The 21,942-nt window shown below is 61.9% G+C and carries 20 protein-coding genes; 14 read left to right on the top strand and 6 right to left on the bottom strand.

Annotated elements, in window-relative coordinates:
- The coding region (locus tag AC07XZ_RS26925; RefSeq protein WP_102688340.1) for a general secretion pathway protein GspC at positions 1-321 on the bottom strand (321 nt) is incomplete at its 3' end.
- Positions 322-454: 133 nt separating this feature from the next.
- Here AC07XZ_RS26925 and gspH point away from each other — a divergent pair.
- Positions 455-907: a type II secretion system minor pseudopilin GspH gene (gene gspH, locus AC07XZ_RS26920; RefSeq protein WP_011334577.1), complete on the top strand. Its 453-nt coding sequence runs from the start codon at positions 455-457 to the stop codon at positions 905-907.
- On the top strand, positions 904-1,512 hold the full coding sequence (locus AC07XZ_RS26915; protein WP_102688339.1) for a type II secretion system protein GspJ: 609 nt from the start codon (positions 904-906) through the stop codon (positions 1,510-1,512). Before gspH ends, AC07XZ_RS26915 begins: the two co-directional genes overlap by 4 nt.
- Before the next feature lie 155 nt (positions 1,513-1,667).
- Here AC07XZ_RS26915 and AC07XZ_RS26910 read toward each other — a convergent pair whose 3' ends face one another.
- From AC07XZ_RS26910 to AC07XZ_RS26900, 3 genes are read right to left on the bottom strand one after another with little or no spacing between them, the layout of a single operon-like run.
- Positions 1,668-2,606 carry a FecR family protein gene (locus AC07XZ_RS26910; RefSeq protein ID WP_102688338.1) on the bottom strand — a complete coding sequence of 313 codons (939 nt, stop codon included), beginning with the start codon at positions 2,604-2,606 and terminating at the stop codon, positions 1,668-1,670.
- A 33-nt stretch (positions 2,607-2,639) separates the two neighbouring features.
- Positions 2,640-3,191: an RNA polymerase sigma factor gene (locus AC07XZ_RS26905; RefSeq protein WP_011334580.1), complete on the bottom strand. Its 552-nt coding sequence runs from the start codon at positions 3,189-3,191 to the stop codon at positions 2,640-2,642.
- Positions 3,188-3,934, bottom strand: a complete 747-nt coding sequence (locus AC07XZ_RS26900) for an STN domain-containing protein (RefSeq protein ID WP_173892827.1) — start codon at positions 3,932-3,934, stop codon at positions 3,188-3,190. The genes AC07XZ_RS26905 and AC07XZ_RS26900 overlap by 4 nt, the downstream gene beginning before the upstream one ends.
- 123 nt (positions 3,935-4,057) lie before the next feature.
- Here AC07XZ_RS26900 and AC07XZ_RS26895 point away from each other — a divergent pair, with 123 nt between their 5' ends.
- Positions 4,058-4,372, top strand: coding sequence for a hypothetical protein (locus AC07XZ_RS26895; RefSeq protein ID WP_102688336.1), 315 nt, complete (start codon positions 4,058-4,060; stop codon positions 4,370-4,372).
- Positions 4,373-4,489: 117 nt separating this feature from the next.
- Here AC07XZ_RS26895 and AC07XZ_RS26890 read toward each other — a convergent pair whose 3' ends face one another.
- Entirely contained in the window at positions 4,490-4,933 is a 444-nt protein-coding gene (locus tag AC07XZ_RS26890; protein WP_102688335.1) for a carboxymuconolactone decarboxylase family protein, read from the bottom strand.
- A gap of 310 nt (positions 4,934-5,243) precedes the next feature.
- Between AC07XZ_RS26890 and pdxR the strand changes: the two genes are divergently transcribed.
- The 4 genes from pdxR (at position 5,244) to AC07XZ_RS26870 (ending at position 8,684) form a co-directional block, all read left to right on the top strand.
- A complete protein-coding gene (gene pdxR, locus AC07XZ_RS26885; RefSeq protein ID WP_102688334.1) occupies positions 5,244-6,680 on the top strand; it encodes a MocR-like pyridoxine biosynthesis transcription factor PdxR in 1,437 nt (478 codons plus the stop codon).
- Between the two features lie 120 nt (positions 6,681-6,800).
- Positions 6,801-7,094: a putative quinol monooxygenase gene (locus AC07XZ_RS26880; protein WP_007959339.1), complete on the top strand. Its 294-nt coding sequence runs from the start codon at positions 6,801-6,803 to the stop codon at positions 7,092-7,094.
- 228 nt (positions 7,095-7,322) lie between these two features.
- A complete protein-coding gene (locus AC07XZ_RS26875) occupies positions 7,323-7,742 on the top strand; it encodes a cupin domain-containing protein (protein WP_102688342.1) in 420 nt (139 codons plus the stop codon).
- A gap of 228 nt (positions 7,743-7,970) precedes the next feature.
- Complete coding sequence (locus AC07XZ_RS26870; RefSeq protein ID WP_102688333.1) at positions 7,971-8,684, top strand: ATPase; 714 nt, start codon at positions 7,971-7,973, stop codon at positions 8,682-8,684.
- A gap of 153 nt (positions 8,685-8,837) precedes the next feature.
- On the opposite strand, the gene AC07XZ_RS26865 is transcribed toward AC07XZ_RS26870, so the two are convergent.
- Entirely contained in the window at positions 8,838-13,724 is a 4,887-nt protein-coding gene (locus tag AC07XZ_RS26865; protein WP_102688332.1) for an NAD-glutamate dehydrogenase, read from the bottom strand.
- Positions 13,725-14,240: 516 nt separating this feature from the next.
- Between AC07XZ_RS26865 and AC07XZ_RS26860 the strand changes: the two genes are divergently transcribed.
- The 7 genes from AC07XZ_RS26860 to AC07XZ_RS26830 all read left to right on the top strand — a co-directional run bounded on the left by AC07XZ_RS26860 (position 14,241) and on the right by AC07XZ_RS26830 (position 21,651).
- Entirely contained in the window at positions 14,241-14,594 is a 354-nt protein-coding gene (locus AC07XZ_RS26860; RefSeq protein ID WP_003225678.1) for a hypothetical protein, read from the top strand.
- A 211-nt stretch (positions 14,595-14,805) separates the two neighbouring features.
- On the top strand, positions 14,806-15,765 hold the full coding sequence (locus AC07XZ_RS26855) for an AAA family ATPase (protein WP_011334589.1): 960 nt from the start codon (positions 14,806-14,808) through the stop codon (positions 15,763-15,765).
- A gap of 5 nt (positions 15,766-15,770) precedes the next feature.
- A complete protein-coding gene (locus tag AC07XZ_RS26850; RefSeq protein ID WP_007959332.1) occupies positions 15,771-16,715 on the top strand; it encodes a DUF58 domain-containing protein in 945 nt (314 codons plus the stop codon).
- Positions 16,712-17,209: a DUF4381 domain-containing protein gene (locus AC07XZ_RS26845; RefSeq protein ID WP_039766825.1), complete on the top strand. Its 498-nt coding sequence runs from the start codon at positions 16,712-16,714 to the stop codon at positions 17,207-17,209. The genes AC07XZ_RS26850 and AC07XZ_RS26845 overlap by 4 nt, the downstream gene beginning before the upstream one ends.
- Positions 17,202-18,281: a vWA domain-containing protein gene (locus AC07XZ_RS26840; RefSeq protein WP_102688331.1), complete on the top strand. Its 1,080-nt coding sequence runs from the start codon at positions 17,202-17,204 to the stop codon at positions 18,279-18,281. The genes AC07XZ_RS26845 and AC07XZ_RS26840 overlap by 8 nt, the downstream gene beginning before the upstream one ends.
- Positions 18,278-20,014: a VWA domain-containing protein gene (locus tag AC07XZ_RS26835; RefSeq protein ID WP_102688330.1), complete on the top strand. Its 1,737-nt coding sequence runs from the start codon at positions 18,278-18,280 to the stop codon at positions 20,012-20,014. Before AC07XZ_RS26840 ends, AC07XZ_RS26835 begins: the two co-directional genes overlap by 4 nt.
- Positions 20,011-21,651, top strand: coding sequence for a BatD family protein (locus AC07XZ_RS26830; protein ID WP_102688329.1), 1,641 nt, complete (start codon positions 20,011-20,013; stop codon positions 21,649-21,651). Before AC07XZ_RS26835 ends, AC07XZ_RS26830 begins: the two co-directional genes overlap by 4 nt.
- Positions 21,652-21,942 lie beyond the last annotated feature (291 nt).

Below are 21,942 nucleotides of genomic sequence, written 5' to 3'. Positions count from 1 at the left end.
CAACTTCACCCCAGGACTCACCCGCTCCCCCTGCAAAAAACTCCTCGGCGGCCCGTCGTTCAAACTCAAAATCGCCACCGCCCCGCGACTCCCCGCCATCACGCCGCTGACCTTGATTTCCACCGGCGCCGTGCGGTTGGAAAACCATTGCAACGCCGGGTTATCGCTACGCGCAGCGAGCAGTTGCGGGGTAGCCGCCGGGGTGTGGGATTCGGCGGTGGTCAGGAGCAGGGATGACCAGGTGGCGATGCCGACCAGGGCGGCCAGCAGTGCGGCGGCCTGGGTGATTTGGGGGGGTGAAAAGCGTGCGGTGAATCTCATGGGCTGAATCTCCTTTTAGTCCCGGTGACCAGACTACGCGGCAATTCTCACGGTTTTATTTCACACGCCTTACATGTTGGCCGTGCAGGATGGTTTTTTGGGACGGGGCTGGACGCAAGGGAGTGCGCATTCGATGAACCGGTGCAGGCAGCAGGGTTTTACGCTGATCGAGTTGATGGTGGTGCTGGTGATCATCGGTATCGCCAGTGCGGCGATCAGTCTGAGTATCAAGCCCGATCCGTTGCAGTTGCTGCGCAAGGATGCCGAGCGCGTGGCGCAGTTGCTGCAGATTGCTCAGGCTGAGGCTCGCGCCGATGGCCGGCCGATTGCGTGGTTGAGTGATGGCAAGGGGTTTCGGTTCAGTCGGCGCAGTGACAGTGGCAAGGGGTTTGATCATTTCGATCGGGACCCGCAGTTGCGGCCGCGTCCCTGGCAGAGTCCGAAGCTTGAGGTGCGGGTGGAGCCGAAGCAGAAGGTGGTGCTCAACGCGGAGTGGATCAATCCGCCGCTGCAATTGACGCTGTCTGACGGGCTCAATCGGTTGAGTGTGCTACGCGATGCTTCGGGCCGGATCAGCGTGCAATGAACAGACAAGAAGGTTTTACGCTGATCGAGGTGATGGTCGCGATTCTGTTGATGGCGGTGGTCAGTCTGATTGCCTGGAAGGGGCTGGACAGTGTCACGCGCGCCGACAGCCATTTGCAGGCCAGTGGTGAGCAGAGCGACAGCCTGTTGCGGGCGTTGAATCAGATGCAGCGGGATGTGGAGATGCGCGCCGGGATCGAGCTGACGGAGCCGAAGAAGGTCGGGACTGAGGATGAACCGGCGACGGCGCCGCCTGCGCTTACGGTGCGCAGCAGTGACAGCAAGGGGTTTCGGCTGGACATTATTCGGAGTGCGGCGGATCAGCCGGGGGCTTTGCAGCGGGTGCGCTGGTGGCTCAAGGGGGACACGTTGTATCGCGCGGTGGCGCCAGCGCGGAGTCGGTATCCGTTGCCGGCGCCTACGGCTGGGGTGGCGGTGTTGGGCGGGGTGAGTGATTTGCAGGTGCGGGTTTGGGAGATGGACAAGGGGTGGCGGCAGTTGAGTGGGAATCGGCGGGAGGATCCGTTGGGGCTGGAGGTGCGGTTGACTCGGGAGACGGCGCAGGGGGTGGAGAAGTATCGGCAGGTGATGGGGCCGTTGCAGTAATTGAAGTCACTGAGGTCCCTGTGGGAGCTGCGGTGCGACGATTCGACTTGCCAGCGATGGGGCCTTCACATCCAACATTTCATTGCCTGACATACCGCTATCGCTGGCAAGCCAGCTCCCACAGGGTTTTAGGGTGTTTGTGGGTGTTGTGTTAGTTAGCTGAGGACGACTACGCCGCCCGGCAACTGGGTGCATTTGACGCCGTAGGCATCGCGGATCAATGCGCCTACCCCGGCCAGTTGATCGAGGGAGAAACGTGCTTGTACGCGGCGTTGGCCGAGTTCTCGATTCAGCAGCAACAACATGCCTGGGCGGTAGCGGTTGATCTCGTCGATCATCTGACTGAGGGTCGCGCCGTTGAACACCAGCACCTGCTGCCGCCAGTTCATCACCGCTGCGGTGTCGACGCTTTGCACGGTGCCAACCTGTTGCGCGTCGTAGGTCAATTGCTGCCCCGGCTCCAGGCGCAGGCTGCGGCCCTCAACTTCCACTTCTACCGCGCCATCAAGACACGTCACGCACACCTGTTGATCGAGGTTGCGCAAGTTGAACCGCGCCCTGCTCGCCCGCAGCCAGCCGCCACCGGCCTGCATCGCCATCGGCAGCCGCGCGGTCTGCACTTCGACTTCGCCGCTGACCAGTTCAAAGCCCTGCACGCCCTCATCCACCGAACGCTGGTTGATGCGGGTCTGGGTGTTCAATTCCAGGCTCAGGCCATCGGCCGGTTCGACCCGGCGTTGCTGGCCGACTTCGGTGATGTAATCCGCGCCGAGCCCGGAGAACCCGCCCGGAATCGTGCCGCGCACCAGCAGGAACGCCGCCGACGCGGCAATCGCGCCGCCGAGAAAGGCCCGTCGTCCAAACCGGCGTGGCGCCTGCGTCGCTTCGGCCGCCGGTTGCAGCAGGTGCCACAACGCTTTGCACTCTTCGAAGGCGCGGGCATGTTCGGGGCTTTGGGCACACCACTGGCGCAGCGCTCGGGCGTCGGCGACCGTGGCGCGGCCGGAGGTCAGCAGGATCAGCCAGTCGCGGGCTTCGCTTTGCAGACGCTCGGCAGGCGTGGGCTCGACAGGTGTCAGACGGAAGATGTTCAAACGCGCAGGTACTCGACGGGTTGATCGGGAGCTTCATTCACTAGACGGTTTTCCGGCCCCGCGACCGAACCGCTGAAACACTTTTCTTTCCAGTTTGGCCGCGCAGTGTCCGAGGGCAGCCTTGATTTCCTTCTCGACCATGCGCGTGGAGATGCCGAAACGCTGGGAGATTTCCAGGTGCGGCGCTTCTTCCAGCCGTGCGGCGATGAAGATCCGGCGGCGCCGCGCCGGCAGCTCGTAGAGGGCGCTGAGCAGGGACTGGATTTCCTTCTGGCCGCCGACCACGCGCATCGGGTCGAGCGCTTCGTCGCTGACTTGCAGCAGTTCTTCGACTTCACTGCCGGTGAGCAGTCGCGCATCGGCCTGGCGGCGGTCGGCGGCGATGTTCAGGGCCATGCGATAGAGGTAGGCGTTGGGCCGCAGCAGGTTCGGCGGCGCTTCCATGCGGTCGACCCGCAGGTAAGTTTCGTGCAGCACGTCGTTGGCCAGGTCCTCCGAGCCGAGACGGCGTCGCAGGCGCACCCGAAAGTCCTCGTAGGACGTCAGGAACAGCTGGACCATCGAACTTTGTCCGGCGTCTTTCATCCCCCGGAAACTCCTTCCCATTGTGTGCATTCCATGCGCTTTCCTGACGATTCGGGTAACAACAGCAACGTGACTGGCTGGCGCAATGCGCCGGGTGTCGGCCGGTCGATCTTGAGCGTGTGAAAACTGTCTACCAGCGCTGCATCGCGCCGAACATCGCCGGTCGAAGTGACCAACCGGTTGTGCTGCACCACGCCGTCGCGGCCGATCCACAATTGCAACACCGCGCGAAAACTGCCGGGCCGGGTCAGCGGCGAGCGGCACAGGTTGCGTTCAATTGCAGCCTGCACCGCCGTGGCGTAACTGCGGTTGACGGCTGCGCTGGCGGGAGTTGGTTTCTCCGCCGTCATTGGTACTTCCTCGACTTGCGCAACCTGCAAGGTGAACGCGTCGTCACGGCTGTACTTGGCCATCAAGCCGCTGCCGCCGAGCATCCGGCGCAACGCTTCGGCGGCGGTGAATTCGCCATCCACCGCCAACGAGCGCCGACCGCGACTCAACTGGCTGTCGACCAGCACCGCCATGCCGGTGGCGCGGCTGAACTGATCGAGGGCGCGGGCCAGTTCCTGGGCCGGGATGTGCAGCGTCATGCGCATCGTCGCCGGCATCGGGTCGGCGCTGGCGCGGCTCAGAAACAAGCCAAGCAGCAGCCCCAGACAGAGCTGGCGCACGAGCGCTGAGCGCACAACACCCTCCCTGGCACGGCCTCGCTGCACGGCTGATGTATCCCTGAAAACCGTCATCCTGAGGGCTGTTTATGAATCTGGTGTGACGGCCACTGCAAAAAAACCATCACGGGATCGGCGCCGCCGTTGCACTAGACTCTTGAGCTAGAGCGGCCCCTTCGGGCCGGCCAGGAGGCAGGCATGAAATCAGTCTGGAAAGTCGTCTTCGGCGGGTTGTTGCTGACGGTGTTGGGCGGTGCACACGCGGAGGAACCGCTGGGCTGCGTCGAGGTGACAGTGGGTGGCTACAAGGCACCGAATTACGATTGCCTGAGCCAGCAGATGGGCAACAACCCCGACGGCGCGACGGCTGCGCAGAAGAATCAGGAAGCGTTGAATGTGCCGGTCAACAAGCGCCCGCCGAATCAGGTGGGGCTGGCGACGCCGGCGGCCACGTCGACGCGGATGGGCAACACGTTTGGTACGTCGGTGAAACCGCAGCGGCCACCGAACTAGTTTCTACCTGATCGTTCCCACGCTCCCGCGTGGGAATGCAGCCCGTGACGCTCTGCGTCACTGGACGCGGAGCGTCCCTAGAGGCATTCCCACGCGGAGCGTGGGAACGATCATCAACTAGTGATCGCTGGGGATCTGGCGGAAGCTCACCGCCAGGCGATTCCAGCTGTTGATGGTGCTGACGGCCATGGTCAGGTCCACCAGTTCCGTCTCGTTGAACTGTTCCCGCGCCTGCTGGTAAACATCGTCAGGCACCCGGCTGTCCGCCAGCAGCGTGACGGCCTCGGTCCAGGCCAGTGCGGCCCGTTCGCGCAGGTTGAAGAAGCCGCTGTCGCGCCAGACTGCGATCGCGTACAGCCGCCGATCCGTCTCCCCTGCCCGCCGTGCTTCCACCGAATGCATGTCGGTGCAGAATGCGCAGCCGTTGAGTTGCGAGGCGCGGATCTTGATCAGGTGCAGCAGCGGCGGTTCGATGCTCAGGCTGCTGGTCAGTGCTTCCAGGGCAATCATCGCTTTCATGGCTTTGGGTGAAGCGCTGTAGTAATCCAGACGCGGGGACATGGGCGGGCCTCGGGCAGCAGAAGAGTGATTTCACGGTAGGCGCTGGTCGGGCAACGTTACAGCCCCAATTCCACGAAAAAATGGCAGACCACTGATTCAAGTAAAACAACATTCCTGTGGGAGCTGGCTTGCCAGCGATGGGGCAATCACATTCAACATAGATGTCAGCAGATACACCGCTATCGCTGGCAAGCCAGCTCCCACAGGGCCCTATGCCAATTTGGGGGATTTGCACTACGCAACTTCTGTCGATACTGCATTCGGGAGTAATCTGGCCGGCACACTCAATCGCCCGGAGCGCCCCGTCGGTATGGAACTGCATGTCGTAATCAATGGCCGCAAGGATCTGGCGGGTCAGTTGTACCAGCAACTGCGCGGCGCCATTGAATCCGGGCGTCTGGCCGCCGGCACCCAGTTGCCGCCCAGCCGCTTGCTCGCCGAGCAACTGGGGATTTCGCGCAAGACCATTTCCGACACTTACGCGCAGCTCACCTACGAGAATTTCCTCACCGGCGTCATCGGCAAAGGCACTTACGTCAACGCCCGCTCGACGCCGGTACAGCGCAAGCAAAGCCATTCCGAGCTGGCCAGTTCCGAGGTGATCGAGAGCTGGCGCAATCTGCCGGTGTTCCTGCGGCATCCAACGCTCGAGGGTTCGCTGCGCTATGACTTTATCGGCGGCGCCACCAGCAAGGGCCAGTTTCCCCAGGATGACTGGCGCCGCTGCGTCTCTCATGCACTGCGGCAGATGGCCAATTCCAAAGGTTTTTACAGCGTGCCGGAAGGCCTGCCGGCGCTGCGCAATGCGATTGCCCGGCACATCGCGTTTTCCCGGGGCGTGAACTGTCAGGACGAGGACATCGTGGTCTGCAACGGCGCGCAACAGGCGCTGGACTTGATCACGCGGGTACTGATTCGCCCCGGCAGTCTGGTGGCGATGGAAGATCCTGGTTACCCACCGGCGCGGCTGCTGTTCGGCACTCATGGCGCGACGGTGGTCGGCGTGCCGGTGGACGCCGAGGGCATTCAGGTCGAGCGGATTCCCGAAGGCACGCGGCTGATTTACGTGACGCCGTCGCACCAGTTTCCGCTGGGCATGCCGATGAGTCAGGCGCGGCGCGAAGCCCTGCTCGAACGGGCCCATGAGCTGGGCGCGATCATCATCGAGGACGACTATGACAGCGAGTTCCGCTACGAGGGCCGTCCGACCGATTCGCTGCACAAGCTCGATCAGCGCGGCATCGTCGCCTACGTCGGCACCTTCTCGAAAACACTGTTGCCGGAGCTGCGACTGGGCTACGCGATCCTGCCTCCGGCGATTCTCGAGGCGGTGATTCGCGCCAAGCAACTCACCGATCTGCACGCCTCCACCCTGCCGCAGTGGGCGCTGGCCAAGTTCATCGCCGAAGGGTGTCTGCTCAAGCACATTCGCCGTTGCCACACCATTTACGCTCAGCGTCGCGAACGGATCCTGGCGCGCATGGCCACCGACCTGTCGCCGTGGCTGCAAGCCGTGCCGCCCAGCGCGGGGTTTCATATGGCGGTGTTCTGCAAGGTGCCGATCGACTTGCCGCTGGTGATCGAACTGGCGAAGAAGGTCGAAGTCGGGCTGTACGCCATCGATGGCTTCTATTATCAGCAGCCGGCCAAAAGCGGGATGTACTTCGGTTTCGGCGCCATCGAAACCCTGGACATCGATATCGCACTCGACCGCCTGCGCGACATTCTGCAACAGGTTGTTGGCTAGATTGGACTAAACGATTAACCGCCGATTGGTTATTGGTGATCCGGGGGGGCAGGCCTATCCTGCACAAGCGTTATCCCTCAATGAGCAGGATTCGTCCGGCCTGATTCAGGAGTGTGAGCAATGTCCAACGAAGTGATCAACACCGTACAGGTGCAGGCTGCCGCCGGCCGATCGGAGGAGCTGGGCAAGCAGTTGCAGAAGATCGTCGAAACCCTGCGCGAAACGCCGGGCTGCGATTCCTACATGGTCGACCGCTGCCCCGAGGACAGCCACCGCTGGACGGTCAGCGCCCGCTGGCAGTCGGAAGCGGCGATGCAGGCGCATTTCAATCGCCCGGAAGCCCAGGGCTTCATCGACCTGATCGACAGCCGTCTGGCCAATAGCGTGGATTTCAACTCCTTTCCGATCGTTTGACTTACGGACGCCATCGCTGGCAAGCCAGCTCCCACAAGGTTTTGTATTGTTCACAAATCATATGAACGACACAAAAAACTGTGGGAGCTGGCTTGCCAGCGATGGCGTATTTGAATGCGCTGCAATCCCCCAGATTGGTCACCTGATCTTCACGAGTATTGGCCGTTTGAATACCCCGGCACGCGGACTACTGTGATGACCGACTCCCCCACTTATCAGGTGATCACCATGAAAGTCCTGCACTTGCTTGCCGCCCCGCTCGCCGCTCTGGCCCTCACCATCAGCGCTTCGGCACTGGCCCACGGCACCGATTCCCCATCCGAGAAAATCTCGCTGCTGCAGGATCAGATGCTGAAAAACGTGCCCGGCAAAAAAGCCATGATGATTGAGGTCGATTACAAACCCGGCCAGTCTTCGATTGCCCACAAACACGACGGCACAGCCATGGCGTATGTGCTGGAAGGCGAGATCGTTTCCCAGGTCAAAGGTGAGCAACCGATCACCTACAAGAAGGGTCAGTATTGGTATGAGCCGGCCGGTTCCGAGCATTTGATCTCGAAAAACGCCAGCAAGAGCAAACCGGCCAAATTGCTGGTGTTCATGGTGCTGTCGCCCGATGAGAAAGTATTGATCCCCCTGGAAAACTGATTGCTGTTACGTCAGCCATAAATAAAAACGCTCAAATCGTCGATTTGGGCGTTTTTAATGCTGGCCGCAATTAACCTGCCCGGCTTACAGCAAATAAAACTATTGGCCTCCTGATAACTTCACTGATTGGTCGTTTCATAAAACCGCCACAGGTTTAGTCTGATTCAACTGCCACAAACAGTGGCAACTTAAACTTTCCGACTGAAGTTGTTTCACGGGAGAAACACCATGAAACCTGCGTTCGCCAGCACTCTGTTCCTTTCACTGCTGACACTGACGGCCTGCTCGGTACCCACCGCGCCCAAAGCGGTATCGTCGCTCGACACGTTGCTGCCCCACCCGGTGGGCCGCAGCCACATGACCACCGTGAAGGCCGGCCCGGGCGTGTCGCTGGGCGTGATTTACAGCCCGAGCACCCAGACCAACCGCGACTACCTGCGCAACTACCAGGCCAACGCCGGCACCGGTTTCGGCCAGAGCCTGCTGGTGCAGCCAATCCACGACGCCTACGTCGCTACCTCGAAACCGGACATGGCGGTGGATTGGGTGAAAGCTTCGCTGCAACGCCAGTTCGGCTCGGTGACGGTGTACCCGGACATGCAGAGCCTGCGTGCGGCGAATCCGGACGTGGTGGCGATCGTCGACACTCACAGCCAGTTGATTACGTCGCGCAGTTCGGACGTCAAGGCGGATGTGAGTGCGGATTTTTATGACGGGAAGTTCAACTATATCGGCACGGCCAAAGGGACGGACGCCAGAGCCTTGAGTCCGTTATGGGCGGATTACAAACGTTCGGAAGATATCGTGGCGGATATTAATGAACAGCAGAATGTGCAAGTTCGGGCGTTGCAGAAGTTTGACCAGTCGCTCAGTAATTTATTGACCAGGTCGGCAGGTAATGTGTCGATGCTTGAGAGTAAACAAGGTCTTAATGTGCGGTGATAGTTAGATTGCTGCCCTCACCCTAGCCCCCCCTGGGGGAGAGGGCTGGGGTGAGGGGGTTGGTTCTGTGCATCAACACATAAATACCGCCGAACACAGGCATGAAAAAACCCCGCCTCTTTCGAGAGCGGGGCTTTTTCATTCAACGGCTACTCAAGCAAGCTCAAGCTCCGCAGTCGCCGCGGCAGGCACGACCGCCTGACCGCTCAGCGCCACGTCGTTCAGCTCACGGTTGGCCACCGCGTACATGGCGTAGTCGGTGCCGCTGGCGGCACGGATTTCCACCAGCATGGCGCGCCAGCGTTCGATCATGGCGTCGTTCTGCTTCATCCACAGTGCCAGACGGGTTTCCACGTCCGAATCACCGCCGCCCGCTTGCAGAACGGCGATGGTGATCGCGCGTTGCTGCCAGTCGACGTCGTCGCGGAACGCTTCACGGGCCAGGGCTTGCCAGTTGTTTTCAACCGGCAAGGCGCTGATCTGCGAAATGTACCAGGTGATGTCCAGCGCGCTGCCCACGGCGAAGTACGCCTTGGCCACTTCGGCTGGATCCTGACCGGTCACGTCGGCCGCTTCGATGATCGGCAGCAGCGTGTAGAGGTGGGTCGTACCCGCCACCATACGCGCCAGCAGTTCCGGAACACCGGCGGCGACGTACGCCTGATAACGCTCTTGCCAGTTTTCGCGGATTTCGCCGCTCAGCAGCTCGTCCAGCTTCAGGCCCAGCTCTTTCAGGTGCGGACCGAAATGCGCGACGTCACGGGCAGCGTTCTGCTCGTTGCGGCGGGCACGCAGGAACCAGCGCGTAGCGCGACGGCCCAGACGCATCAGCTCGTCCATCAGCTCCAGCTGCACGTCAGCGGAAACCTGATAGTCCAGCGCTTCGATCTGACGGAACCAGTGCGGGAGGTGGAAGATGTCGCGCACGATCACGTAAGCGCCAGCCACGTTGGCCGGGGTCATGCCGGTAGACTCTTTGAGCCTTTGAACGAAGGTGATGCCCATGTGGTTGACCAGATCGTTGGCGATCTGGGTGCTGACGATCTCGCGCTTCAGGCGGTGACGACGCATGGCTTCGGAGAACTTGCTGACCAGGGTCGGCGGGAACGCCGTTTCCATGTCGCGGGTCAGGTAGTCGTCGTCCGGCACCAGGGAGCCCAGCAGCTGCTCCTTGAGGTCGATCTTGCTGTACGAGATCAGCACCGACAGCTCTGGACGCGTCAGGCCATGGCCTTCGGCAACGCGTTCGGCCAGTTGCTCTTCGGTCGGCAGGAACTCGATGGCGCGATCCAGCTTGCCACGGCCTTCCAGGTCGCTCATCAGACGCTTGTACTCGGCGATCCGCGCATAAGCACGGCGGGCCGCCAGGGACAGGGCCTGAGTCTGCTTGTAGTTGTTGCCCAGCACCAGACCACCGACTTCGTCGGTCATGCTCGCCAGCAACTGGTTGCGTTGCTTGTCGGTCATGTCGCCGGCCTGAACCACTTCGTTCAGCAGGATCTTGATGTTTACTTCGTGGTCGGAGCAGTCCACGCCACCGGCGTTGTCGATGAAGTCGGTGTTGGAACCGCCGCCATTGAGACCGAACTCCACACGACCCAGTTGGGTCATGCCGAGGTTACCGCCCTCGCCCACCACTTTGCAGCGCAGTTCGTTGCCGTTCACGCGCAGCGCATCGTTGGCCTTGTCGCCGACATCGGCGTGGCTTTCGGTGCTGGCTTTGACGTAAGTACCGATACCGCCGTTCCACAGCAGATCCACCGGCGCCTTGAGCAAGGCGTTCAGCAGTTCGGTCGGGGTCAGTTTGTCGGCCTGGATGTCGAAGCGCTCTTTCATCTGTGGCGAGATGGCGATGCTCTTCGCGCTGCGCGAGAAGATGCCGCCGCCTTCGGACATGATGCTGGTGTCGTAGTCGGACCAAGCCGAACGCGGCAGATCGAACATGCGCTGACGCTCGGCGAAGCTGGTGGCCGGATCCGGGTTCGGGTCGATGAAGATGTGCATGTGGTTGAACGCGGCAACCAGTTGCAGCTTGTCGGACATCAGCAAGCCGTTACCGAACACGTCACCGGCCATGTCGCCCACGCCGACCACGGTGATGCTGTCTTCCTGGACATTGATGCCGCGCTCGCGGAAGTGGCGCTGAACGCCAACCCACGCGCCCTTGGCGGTGATGCCCATTTTCTTGTGGTCGTAACCGGCCGAACCACCGGACGCAAATGCGTCACCCAGCCAGAAGCCGTAGTCGATGGCGATGCCGTTGGCGATGTCGGAGAAGGTTGCAGTGCCCTTGTCCGCCGCGACTACCAGGTACGGGTCATCGTCGTCATGACGCACGACGTTGGCCGGCGGTACCAGTTTGCCGTCCTTCAGGTTGTCGGTGATGTCCAGCAGACCCGAGATGAAGATGCGGTAGCAGGCGATGCCCTCGGCCGCGATCTCGTCACGGCTGCCGCCCAGTGGCAGGCGACGCGGCAGGAAGCCGCCCTTCGCACCCACCGGCACGATGACCGAGTTCTTCACTTGCTGGGCTTTTACCAGACCGAGGACTTCGGTACGGAAGTCTTCTTCACGGTCGGACCAGCGCAGACCACCGCGAGCAACGTTGCCGAAGCGCAGGTGCACGCCCTCGACGCGTGGCGAGTAAACGAAGATTTCGAACTTCGGCACCGGTTTCGGCAGCTCAGGAATCAAGTGCGGGTTGAACTTGAAGCTGAAGTACGACTTGTTCTGGCCGTTGGCGTCGGTCTGATAGAAGTTGGTCCGCAGGGTCGCTTTGATCAGGTCCAGGTAACGACGCAGGATGCGGTCTTCGTTGAGGACTTGAACGTCATCCAGCGCGGTCAGAATTGCCTGCTCCAGACGCTGTTGCTTGTCGTCCAGATCATCGCTGCCGAGCTTGCGGGCCAGGTAGAAACGGGTCTTGAACAACCGGGTCAGTTCGCGAGCGATGTCGGTGTGGTTGTTCAGGGTGCTGGCGATGTAGCCGAGGTCGAAGCCCAGGCGGATCTGCTTCAGGTAGCGGGCGTAGGCACGCAGCAGCGCAACGTCGCGCCATGGCAGGCCGGCGGTCAGCACCAGACGGTTGAACGCATCGTTCTCGGCATCGCCACGGACGATGTGGACGAACGCGTCCTGCAGGGTGTCGTTGAGTTGCTGGATGTCCAGGTCCAGGCCTTCGGCGGCGGTGAACGCGAAGTCGTGGATCCAGAACTCGCGGCCGTTGGTGTGACGCAGACGGTACGGGAATTCACCCAGCACGCGCAGGCCGAGGTTTTCCAGGATCGGCAGTACGTCGGACAGTGCCAGCGGGGTATCGGCGTGATACAGCTTGCAATGCAGCTCGCGTGGGCCGGAGGCCAGCGGCTGGTAGAAGCTCATGGCCAGCGGCTTCTTCTCGCTCAGGTTGAGCAGGTGCTGCATGTCGACCACGGCCGAATGCGCTGCGAAACGCTCGCGGTAACCGGCCGGGAAGCCTTTCGGGAAGTCGGCCAGCACGTTGGTGCCGTTGGCTTCGCCGAAAGTTTCGATGGTCAGGGCGGCGTAGTCGTCCTGCCAGCTGCGGCAGGCCTGGATCACTTCGTTTTCCAGTTGCAGCGGGTCGATGTCGATGCGGTTTTTCGGGTCGACGCGCAGGATCAGTTGCACGCGGGCCAGCACGGACTCGGAGAAGAACGTCCAGAACTCGCAGTCGGAAGCCTTCAGGCGTTCCATCAGTACTTGCTGGATTTTCTGGCGAACTTCGGTGGAGTAGATGTCGCGCGGCACGTAGGCCAGGCAGTAGCAGAAACGACCGTACGGGTCTTTGCGCAGAAACACGCGGATCTTGTTGCGTTCCTGGATCTGCACGATCGACATCACGGTGCTGAACAGTTCGTCGACCGGGGTTTGGAACAGGTCGTCACGCGGCAGCACTTCCAGAACCTGAGCCAGTTCCTTGCCCAGGTGAGCCTTGGCCTGGAAGCCCGAGCGACGTTCGATTTCCTCGACCTTGCGGCGGATGAACGGGATGACACGCACGCTTTCGCCATACACCGACGAGGTGTACAGGCCCATGAAGCGGTGTTCCTTGATCACTTTGCCGTCGGCATCGATTTCGCGAATCGACACGTAGTCCGGGTAAGCCGGACGGTGCACGCGGCTCGGATGCGCGGCCTTGGCGAACGACAGCAGTGTCGGTTCGCGCAGGTATTTCACGGCATAGTCTTCGATGTGGCGGTCTTCGTTGGTCAGACCGGTGCGCAGCATCTTGGTCAGGCCGAGGAACGAATTCTGGTCGTATTCGATGTGGCCGCCATCGGCCTGATCGACAACGGTGAATTCTTCGTAGCCGAGGAAGGTGAAGTGGTTGCCCACCAGCCATTCCAGGAAGCTCTTGATTTCGGTCTTCTCGTCGGCATCGACGGCGAATGCGCTGTTATCGAGCTTGGTGAGGATTTCCTGCACCTTGGCCTTCATCGGCTCGAAATCGGAGACCGCGACGCGGACTTCACCCAGGACCTGTTCCAGTTCCTTGCTCAGCACATTCAATTCGGCCGCATTGGCGCAGCGGTCGATTTCCAGGTACATCAGCGACTCGTGCAGCACGCCTTCGCCGGTGGTGCCTTTTGGCAGGATTTCCAGCAATTCGCCCTTGCTGCCACGACGCACGCTCAGCACGGTGGTCTGCAGGGTGTGGATGCTGTAGCCGCGACGGTTCAGCTCGGTACGCACCGAGTCCACCAGGAACGGCAAGTCATGGTGCAGCACTTCGACCGCGGTGTGGGTCGACTGCCAGCCGTGACGTTCGTAATCGGGGTTGTAGACGCGCACTTGCGGTTGCGCGTGATCGAAGCGCTCAAGCAGGCGCCACGCAGAAAGAGTACAGCCAGCGAGGTCGGAGAGGCGACGTTGGGTCAGCTCGTCCAGGGAAATGATGCCGAAGAATTGTTCAGCGAACAGCGCCACTTGTGGCAGTGCCTGTTCACTGATGTGCTGCGCCAGTGCCGCTTGCAGTTGGTGCTGGAAGTCGGCTTTGCTGGCTGCGGTGAAGAACGCCATCTGTGGTACTCCGCTTGGGCTTGTTATTGATGGAAAGCGTCGCGTGCAAAACCCCTTTCGGGGCGTTCCGTCGCCCTGTTCCTGATTCTCGGGCAGAGGAAACAGGGTGACAGGTGGGTGAAGCTGGACGAGACACTCAGGTCACATTCACCTTCCATGAATGGGCATCTGCAAAAACGACTGCCCGGCGCCGCTCGCGGGGCCCTGGCAATGCCTTTACGGGTGCTCATCCGTTGCGCAGCTTAATGGGTGCGACAATGTGTCTGCTTGCGGTGCTGCGACATATTCGGTCATTGGCACGTAAACCAAGGCCTGCGCATCGGTAAACACTAGCATTCATGGGGCGGAACGCCGGTCTGAATGCCCGTTTTTACGGTACAGGCGTGCCAGGAATGACCATTGACCTGTGTCGCGTTCACGACACATCCTCTGACACTCTCACATGCAGAAATTCCCGGGGGCTGGCAGAATCGCGCCCAATTGCGACCAACAAGCCCGCCGAGGCAGGAATTCCCCATGCAAATGACCACCGCCCTTTTGATCGTCAACCCGTGCGACGACGAAGAAGACAACATGGCCATGCTCTGCTGCCACAGCGACAAGGGCGACATGTTCCTGATGAGCCGCTACCCGGACGAGGACGAGCTGGAGATCACGCTGGACGGCGAGCCGTCGACCCTTGATGGCGTCAAGGTCACTTTGACCAAAACCCTGTTGAAGATCGAAATCGCTGCAGCCGATGCCGATGCGTTGAACGGGGATGATGTGCTGGAAATCACCTTCAATCCGGACATGGTGGATCTGGCTGAAGTCGAGGAAACCCTGAAGAACATTCTTGATGGTACTGGCACCTATATCAGCCAGATTTGATGGCATCTGGGCCGGCCCTTTCGCGAGCGAAAGGGCCCGAAAGAACACCGCACCTCCCCCGCCCTACAAAATTCCAACAATTGCCCCGGTCATTTCCCGCACTTTGCGCAAAATGCCGTTAGTCGCCACCCCCTGCGATGGATTAAAGTAACGCCCCCAGCCCCGGCGTTATCCGAACGCCTGTGGCCACCCTTTCCAGGAACAGTCATCGATGGAACATCGTGAAGCGCTGCTGGCGCTGCGAACCTTTCTTTCAACGCAGATTCTCGGCCAGGAAAAACTCATCGAGCGCTTGCTCATCGCCCTGCTCGCCGACGGCCACATGCTGGTCGAGGGCGCTCCGGGTCTGGCCAAGACCAAAGCGATCAAAGAGCTCGCCGAGGGCATCGAAGCCCAGTTCCATCGCATCCAGTTCACCCCGGACCTGCTGCCGGCCGACATCACCGGCACCGAGATCTATCGACCGGAAACCGGCAGTTTCGTGTTCCAGCAAGGCCCGATCTTCCACAACCTGGTGCTGGCGGACGAAATCAACCGTGCCCCGGCCAAGGTGCAATCAGCCTTGCTCGAAGCCATGGCCGAACGTCAGGTCAGCGTCGGGCGCAGCACTTACGAGCTGTCGCCGCTGTTTCTGGTGATGGCCACGCAGAACCCGATCGAGCAGGAAGGCACCTATCCGTTGCCCGAAGCCCAGCTCGACCGCTTCCTGATGCACGTGAAAATGGGCTTTCCGGATGCCGCCGTAGAGCGTCGGATCCTGCAACAGGCCCGGGGCGAAGCCCTGAACGGCGAAACCAAGCCTGAGCGTCGGGTCAGCCAGCAGGCGATCTTCGCCGCGCGCAAGGAAATCCTCGGTCTGTACATGGCGGACGCCGTGGAGGAATACCTCGTGCAACTGGTCATGGCCACGCGCAACCCGGCCAAGTTCGACCCGGAAATGGCCGAGTGGATTGCCTACGGCGCCAGCCCGCGCGGCTCGATCGCCCTCGACCGCTGCGCCCGCGCCCACGCCTGGCTGGCCGGTCGCGACTTCGTCAGCCCGGAAGACATCCAGGCGGTGCTGTTCGACGTGTTGCGTCACCGCATCATTCTGTCGTTTGAAGCCGAAGCCGCTGGCATCGATCAGGATCGCGTGGTGCAACGGATTCTCGACGTCGTAGCCGTCGCTTGACCCCGATGAACGCCTCCCTGCCGTCCGAACCGGGCATCCGCATCAGCCTCGCCGAGCTGATCGAGATGCGTCACCGCGTGCGCGAAGTGCAGCTGTTTTCGACGCCGAGCCAGCGCAGCCCGCTGATCGGCCTGCATCACTCGAAATTTCGTGGTCGTGGTGTGGACTTCGATCAGGTGCGGGTCTATCAGGCCGGCGACGACGTGCGCACCATCGACTGGCGCGTCACGGCGCGGACTCAGGAACCGCACACCAAACTGTTCCATGAAGAACGCGAACGGCCGATTTTCATCATGGTCGAGCAAAGCACGCGACTGTTCTTCGGCTCCGGGCTGATGTTCAAATCGGTGCTTGCGGCGCAGGCTGCGGCGCTGATCGGCTGGGCTGCGCTGGGTCACAACGACCGGGTGGGCGGACTGGTGTTCGGCGACAACGAGCATTACGAAATCAAGCCGCGCCGCAGCAAGCAGAGCCTGTTGCAACTGCTCAACCGCTTGGTGAAGGTCAATCAGTCGCTGCACAGCGAGCGGGAGCCGGATCGCGATGCGTTTGGCGTGGCGTTGCGCCGGGCCCGCGAAGTGCTGCGACCGGGCAGTCTGGTGATCGTGATCTGCGACGAGCGCGCACTGTCCGACAGCGCCGAGCAGCAATTGAGCCTGTTGTCGCGCCATTGCGATCTGTTGATGCTGCCGCTGTCCGATCCGCTGGATCACGCCCTGCCCGCCGCCGGCCTGCTGAGATTCGCCGAACGTGGCGCGCAGCTGGAACTCGACACCCTCAATTTCGATCTGCGCCAGACCTACCGCGCCCAGGCCGAAGCGCGGATCGCTCGCTGGGAATTGCTCGCGCAGAAGCTGCGAGTGCTGTTGATGCCACTGAGCACCCAGAGCGAAATGGTTGAGCAGATGCGCGAGTTCCTGAACCCGCAACGTCCGGGGAAAGGTCGATGAACGGCCTCGAACAACTGCAACCGCTGATCTCCCCGCCACCGATTGCCTTCTGGCCGCCGGCGCCGGGCTGGTGGCTGCTGCTTTTGCTGTTGCCGGTGATTGGTTTTGCAGTCTGGCGGCTGCGACGTTTCATTCCGATCAAGAAAAAACCGGTCGTGCGCGCCGAACTGCCGCTCGATCCGGTGCGTATCGCCGCACTCGCCGAACTGGCGCAGATGCCCAAACCCTACGATGGCGCCCCGGCCGGGGCCTGGCTGCAGCAGCTCAACGGCCTGCTCAAGCGCCTGTGCCGCAACCACTATCCCTACAGCCAGAGCCATACCCTCAACGGCCGCAAATGGCTGGCGTTTCTCGACAACCGTTGCCCCGCCGCCGGCCTGACCCGCTGGATGGTGCTCGTCGAAGGCGCCTACAAACCCGAGTGCAAACTCGACGACAAAGCCATCGCCGGCCTGACCCAGGCAGTCGACACCTGGATCCGCAAACATGTTTGAGTTCGCCTGGCCGTGGATCTTTCTGCTGTTGCCGCTGCCGTGGCTGATGCGCCTCGTGCTGCCGGTGGCCGACAGCGGCGAACCGGCGCTGAAAGTGAGTTTCCTCGGTGATCTGGAAGGCCTCGCCCGCCGCCGCGCCCGGGCCAATCTGCCAGCGTGGCGCCAGCAAGCGCCGTTCATGTTGCTGTGGCTGATGCTGCTGATCGCCGCCGCCCGCCCGCAATGGCTCGGCGAACCGCTGCCGATTGCCGCCAGCGGTCGTGATCTGCTGGTGGCCGTGGACGTGTCCGGCTCGATGGATTTCCCGGACATGCAATGGAACGACGAGGACGTCAGTCGCCTGTCGCTGGTCCAGCATTTGCTCGGCGATTTTCTGGAAAGCCGCGATGGCGACCGCGTCGGTCTGATCCTGTTCGGCAGCCAGGCCTACCTGCAAGCGCCGCTGACGTTTGACCGGCGCACCGTTCGGGTCTGGCTCGATGAAGCGCGGATCGGCATCGCCGGCAAGAACACCGCGATTGGCGACGCCATCGGCCTGGCCCTGAAGCGCCTGCGTATGCGTCCGGCCCAGAGCCGGGTGCTGATTCTGGTCACCGACGGCGCCAACAATGGCGGCGAAATCGACCCGCTGACCGCCGCAAAACTGGCCGCCAGCGAAGGCGTGAAAATCTATCCGATCGGTATCGGTGCCGATCCCGAAGAAAGCGGCGCCACGGCGTTGCTCGGCGGCAACCCGACCCTCGATCTCGACGAACCGGCGCTCAAGTCCATCGCCGAGGTCACCGGCGGCCAATACTTCCGCGCCCGCGACGGTCAGCAACTGCAAGCGATCAAGGACACCCTCGACCAGCTCGAACCGGTGACTCAGCAACCTACCCAGGCCCGTCCGGCGCAGGCGTTGTATCAGTGGCCGCTGGCATTCGCGCTGCTGCTGAGTATTTTGCTGGTGGCCCGTGTGTTGTGGCCGGACAACCCGCTGCAACGGCTGTTCACCAAGGAACTGTATCTGCAAAGTCCTCTGCCTGACTGGCGCGACCGTCTCAAGCGTTTGCGTTTGCGGAGGCGCCGATGATCGCTCTCTGGCCGCACTGGTTCCGTCCCTGGTGGCTGTTGCTGCTGCCGGCGCTCGGCTGGCTGATCTGGCAGCTCTGGCACCGACAGAAACGCGCCGGTCGCTGGCAGATGATTCTGCCGCCGGCCTTTCACGCCACGCTGCTCAGTGGCGGCAGCGGTCGCGACAGCAAACTGCCGTGGGTCGCCCTGAGCGTGGCCTGGCTGCTGACGATTCTGGCGTTGCTCGGGCCGAGCTGGGAGCGGGTCGAACAAACCAGCCAGAAACCCGCCGACCCGTTGGTGGTGGTGCTGGAACTGACCCCGGAAATGCTCGCCACCGATTCGCCGCCAACGCGACTGGAACAGGCCCGGCGCAAGCTGTTCGACCTGCTGAAAGTGCGCAGCGATGCCCAGACCGCCATCGTCGTTTACGCCGGCAGCGCCCATACGCTGGTGCCGCTGTCGGATGACCTGGCGACCAGTCGCAACCTGCTCGACGCGCTCAAGCCCTCGCTGATGCCGGAAAGCGGCCATCGCGCCGATCTGGCAGTGGCCAAGGCGCTAGCGTTGCTCAAGCAGGGTGCGCTGGGTCAGGGGCGGATTCTGCTGATTGGCTCTTCGCTGTCGGAAGAAGAACGCCAAGGTATTCGCAATGCACTAAGCGGCCAATCGGCGCTGTTGTTGATGCTCGGCGTCGGCACCGCCGAGGGCGCGCCGATTGCTCAGGAGGACGGGAGTTTCCTCAAGGATGAACAAGGCGCGATCCGCGTGCCGCAACTCGACAGTCCGGGCCTCGGCGCCTTCCTCAACGCGGTCGGCGGCGAGTACCGCAGCGCACGGCTGGATGAATCCGATCTGGGCGACCTCGGCCTGCTCGATGGCCCGCGCAGTCTGCGCAACGATGGCCAGACCGTGCGCCTCGACACCTGGGCCGATCAGGGTTACTGGCTGCTGTTGCCGCTGTTGTTGCTCGCCGCGTGCGCCGGGCGGCGTGGCTGGTTGTTCTGCCTGCCGTTGCTGCTGGCGTTGCCGCAACCCAGCTATGCCTTCGACTTCGAAGACCTGTGGCTGCGTCCCGATCAACAAGGCTTGCATCTGCTCAAACAGAAGCGCCCGGCCGAAGCGGCGAAGCATTTCGAAGATCCGCAATGGCAAGGGGTGGCGTTGTACGAGGCCGGCGACTACAGTGGCGCCGCTCAGCGTTTCGCCGAGGGCAATGACGCCCACGCCCACTACAATCGTGGCAACGCCCTCGCCAGAAGCGGCGAGCTGGAAGCAGCGCTGGACGCCTACGAACAGGCTCTGGAACGCCAGCCGGATTTGCGTCCGGCGTTGACCAACAAGGCGCTGGTGGAAAACCTGCTGAAACAGAAAAACGCCCCGCCGCCGGCCGAACCGCAAGACAAACCGGCGCAGCCAAACCTACCGGGCGATGAACCACCGCCAGCGACCGCTCCGCCGCCAGCGGTCAAAAGCGAAACCCAGAGCGAGCCGCAAACCGGTGAGTCCGCCAGCGAACCGCCGCCGACTACCCCGCCGCAGCCGGGTGCCAACGAGCTGCCGGACAGCGAACCGGGCAAGGAACAGAACACTGCGCCGCTGCTGCGCCCCAATGAGGACAACCTCGAAGGCGAGCAACAGCAGGCGCTGGAACAATGGCTGGGCAAGATCCCGGATGATCCGGGCGAACTGCTGCGACGCAAATTCTGGTACGAACAGCAACAACATCAGGATCAGGAAAACATTCGATGACCCGTTTCACCGCTCTCTTGCTGCCCCTGCTGATCTGCACGGCCACCGCCCAGGCGGCCGAGCTGACGGCCAGTGTGGATCGCAGTCGCCTGAACTCCGGCGAGACGGTTGAACTTACCCTCGAATCCAACGATGTCACGCAGTTCGGCAAACCGGACCTGAGCCCGCTGGAGCCACTGTTCGAAGTACGCGGCACACGTCAGGTCAACCAGTTGAACACGCTCAACGGTGACAACCGCGCCACCACTCGCTGGATCATCACCCTGCTGCCCAAACAGAACGGCAGCGTTGAAATCCCGTCGCTGAAACTGGGCGAAGTCGAGAGCCAGCCGATCACCGTGCAGGTGATCGAGAGTGACAACCGCGAAGAGAACAATGCCCGCGAACCGGTGTTCATCGAAGCCAGCCTCGACCAGACCAGCGTCTACGTGCAGGCCCAGGCCATCCTGACGTTGCGCATTTACCATTCGGTGTCGCTGTACGACGACAGCAGCCTGACGCCGTTGCAGATCGCCGACGCGCGCATCGAGCAACTGGGCGACATGCGCACCTACGAAAAAGACATCAACGGTGTGCGCCATGGCGTGATCGAGATGCGCTATGCGATCTATCCGCAGCACAGCGGCTTGCTGAGCATCGCCCCGCAGACCTTCAGCGCCACACTGGTCGACGCCCAGCCCGCGCAGGACGCCACGGCGCAGGGGCCGAAACCGGGCAAACTGATGCGCGTCAGTTCCAGCGCCACGTCGCTGACGGTCAAACCGAAACCGATGACCTACCCCAGCGATGCGCCGTGGCTGCCGGCCCGCAGCCTGAGCCTGAGCGAAAGCTGGAACCCGGAGCCGGATCACACTCAGGTCGGCGACTCCCTGACCCGCAGCCTGACCCTCAAGGTCGAAGGCCTGGCCAGCTCGCAACTGCCCGCCCTGCCCGCCACCGAAGCCAACGGCCTGCGCCGCTACCCGGATCAACCGGTGCTGAACAACCAGAGCAGCGACCGAGGGCTGATCGGCAGCCGAGAAGAACGCGAAGCGCTGGTGCCGAGCCGCAGCGGTTCGATCGAGTTGCCAACGGTGGACGTGGTCTGGTGGAACACCTTCGAAGATCACCTGGAACACACCAGCCTGCCGGCGCGCACCCTGCAAGTGGCGAACAACCCGAGCCTGCAAGTCGACACCCCGGCCGGCAGCGCGCAACCGCTCAGCGCGGCCGACAGCGAAGCGTTGTGGTGGTGGAAACTCAGCACGTTCGTTTTCGCCTGCACCACCCTGCTCGGCTTCGGCCTCTGGTGGCGTGCCCGCTGGCAACCGGCGATCCTGCGCGCCGCACAAACCGGCCCGAGCCCGCGCACCCTGCTCGACGACATCAAACGCGCCAGCCAGGCCAACGACCCCCACGCCACCCGCCAGGCCCTCGACGCCTGGGCCCGTCAGCAACCGGAAACCCTGGCGGACATGGCGGCGCGGTTCGTGCCGCTGTCCGATGCGCTGGATGGTTTGAACGGCGCGTTGTACAGCGAGACGGGGCAGCATTGGCAGGGTGAGGATTTGTGGCGGGCGATCCGGACGATTCCGACGGCGGAGCGGGTGCAGGATCCGGTTGGGGATAGTGGGTTGCCGCCGCTTTATCCGAAGTAGCTCAGTAAAAAATAAAAAAGGGGCGGATTTATTAATCAAATAAATCCGCCCCTTTTTCTGCTTGTGCTTTGCTGCTCTCAAGAAGTGGTCAGATTTATTTACAACAGTAAGCAATAAATAAATCCGTCCTTCCTTTCCACCTCGCACCTTTCACCCATCAGCAAAGTCTTTCACACGAGCCAGGTTCTTGTAAATCCATCGCGCCGACAGAACCAATGCCAATGGAATCCCGACACACTTGAATACCAACCTGAAATCAGGCTCGAAAAAAACATATAGCGCCGCCATCAA

This window comes from Pseudomonas sp. GW458-11-26-14-LB4 (assembly GCF_059423925.1).
This window is presented reverse-complemented; position numbering and strand designations above follow the sequence as displayed.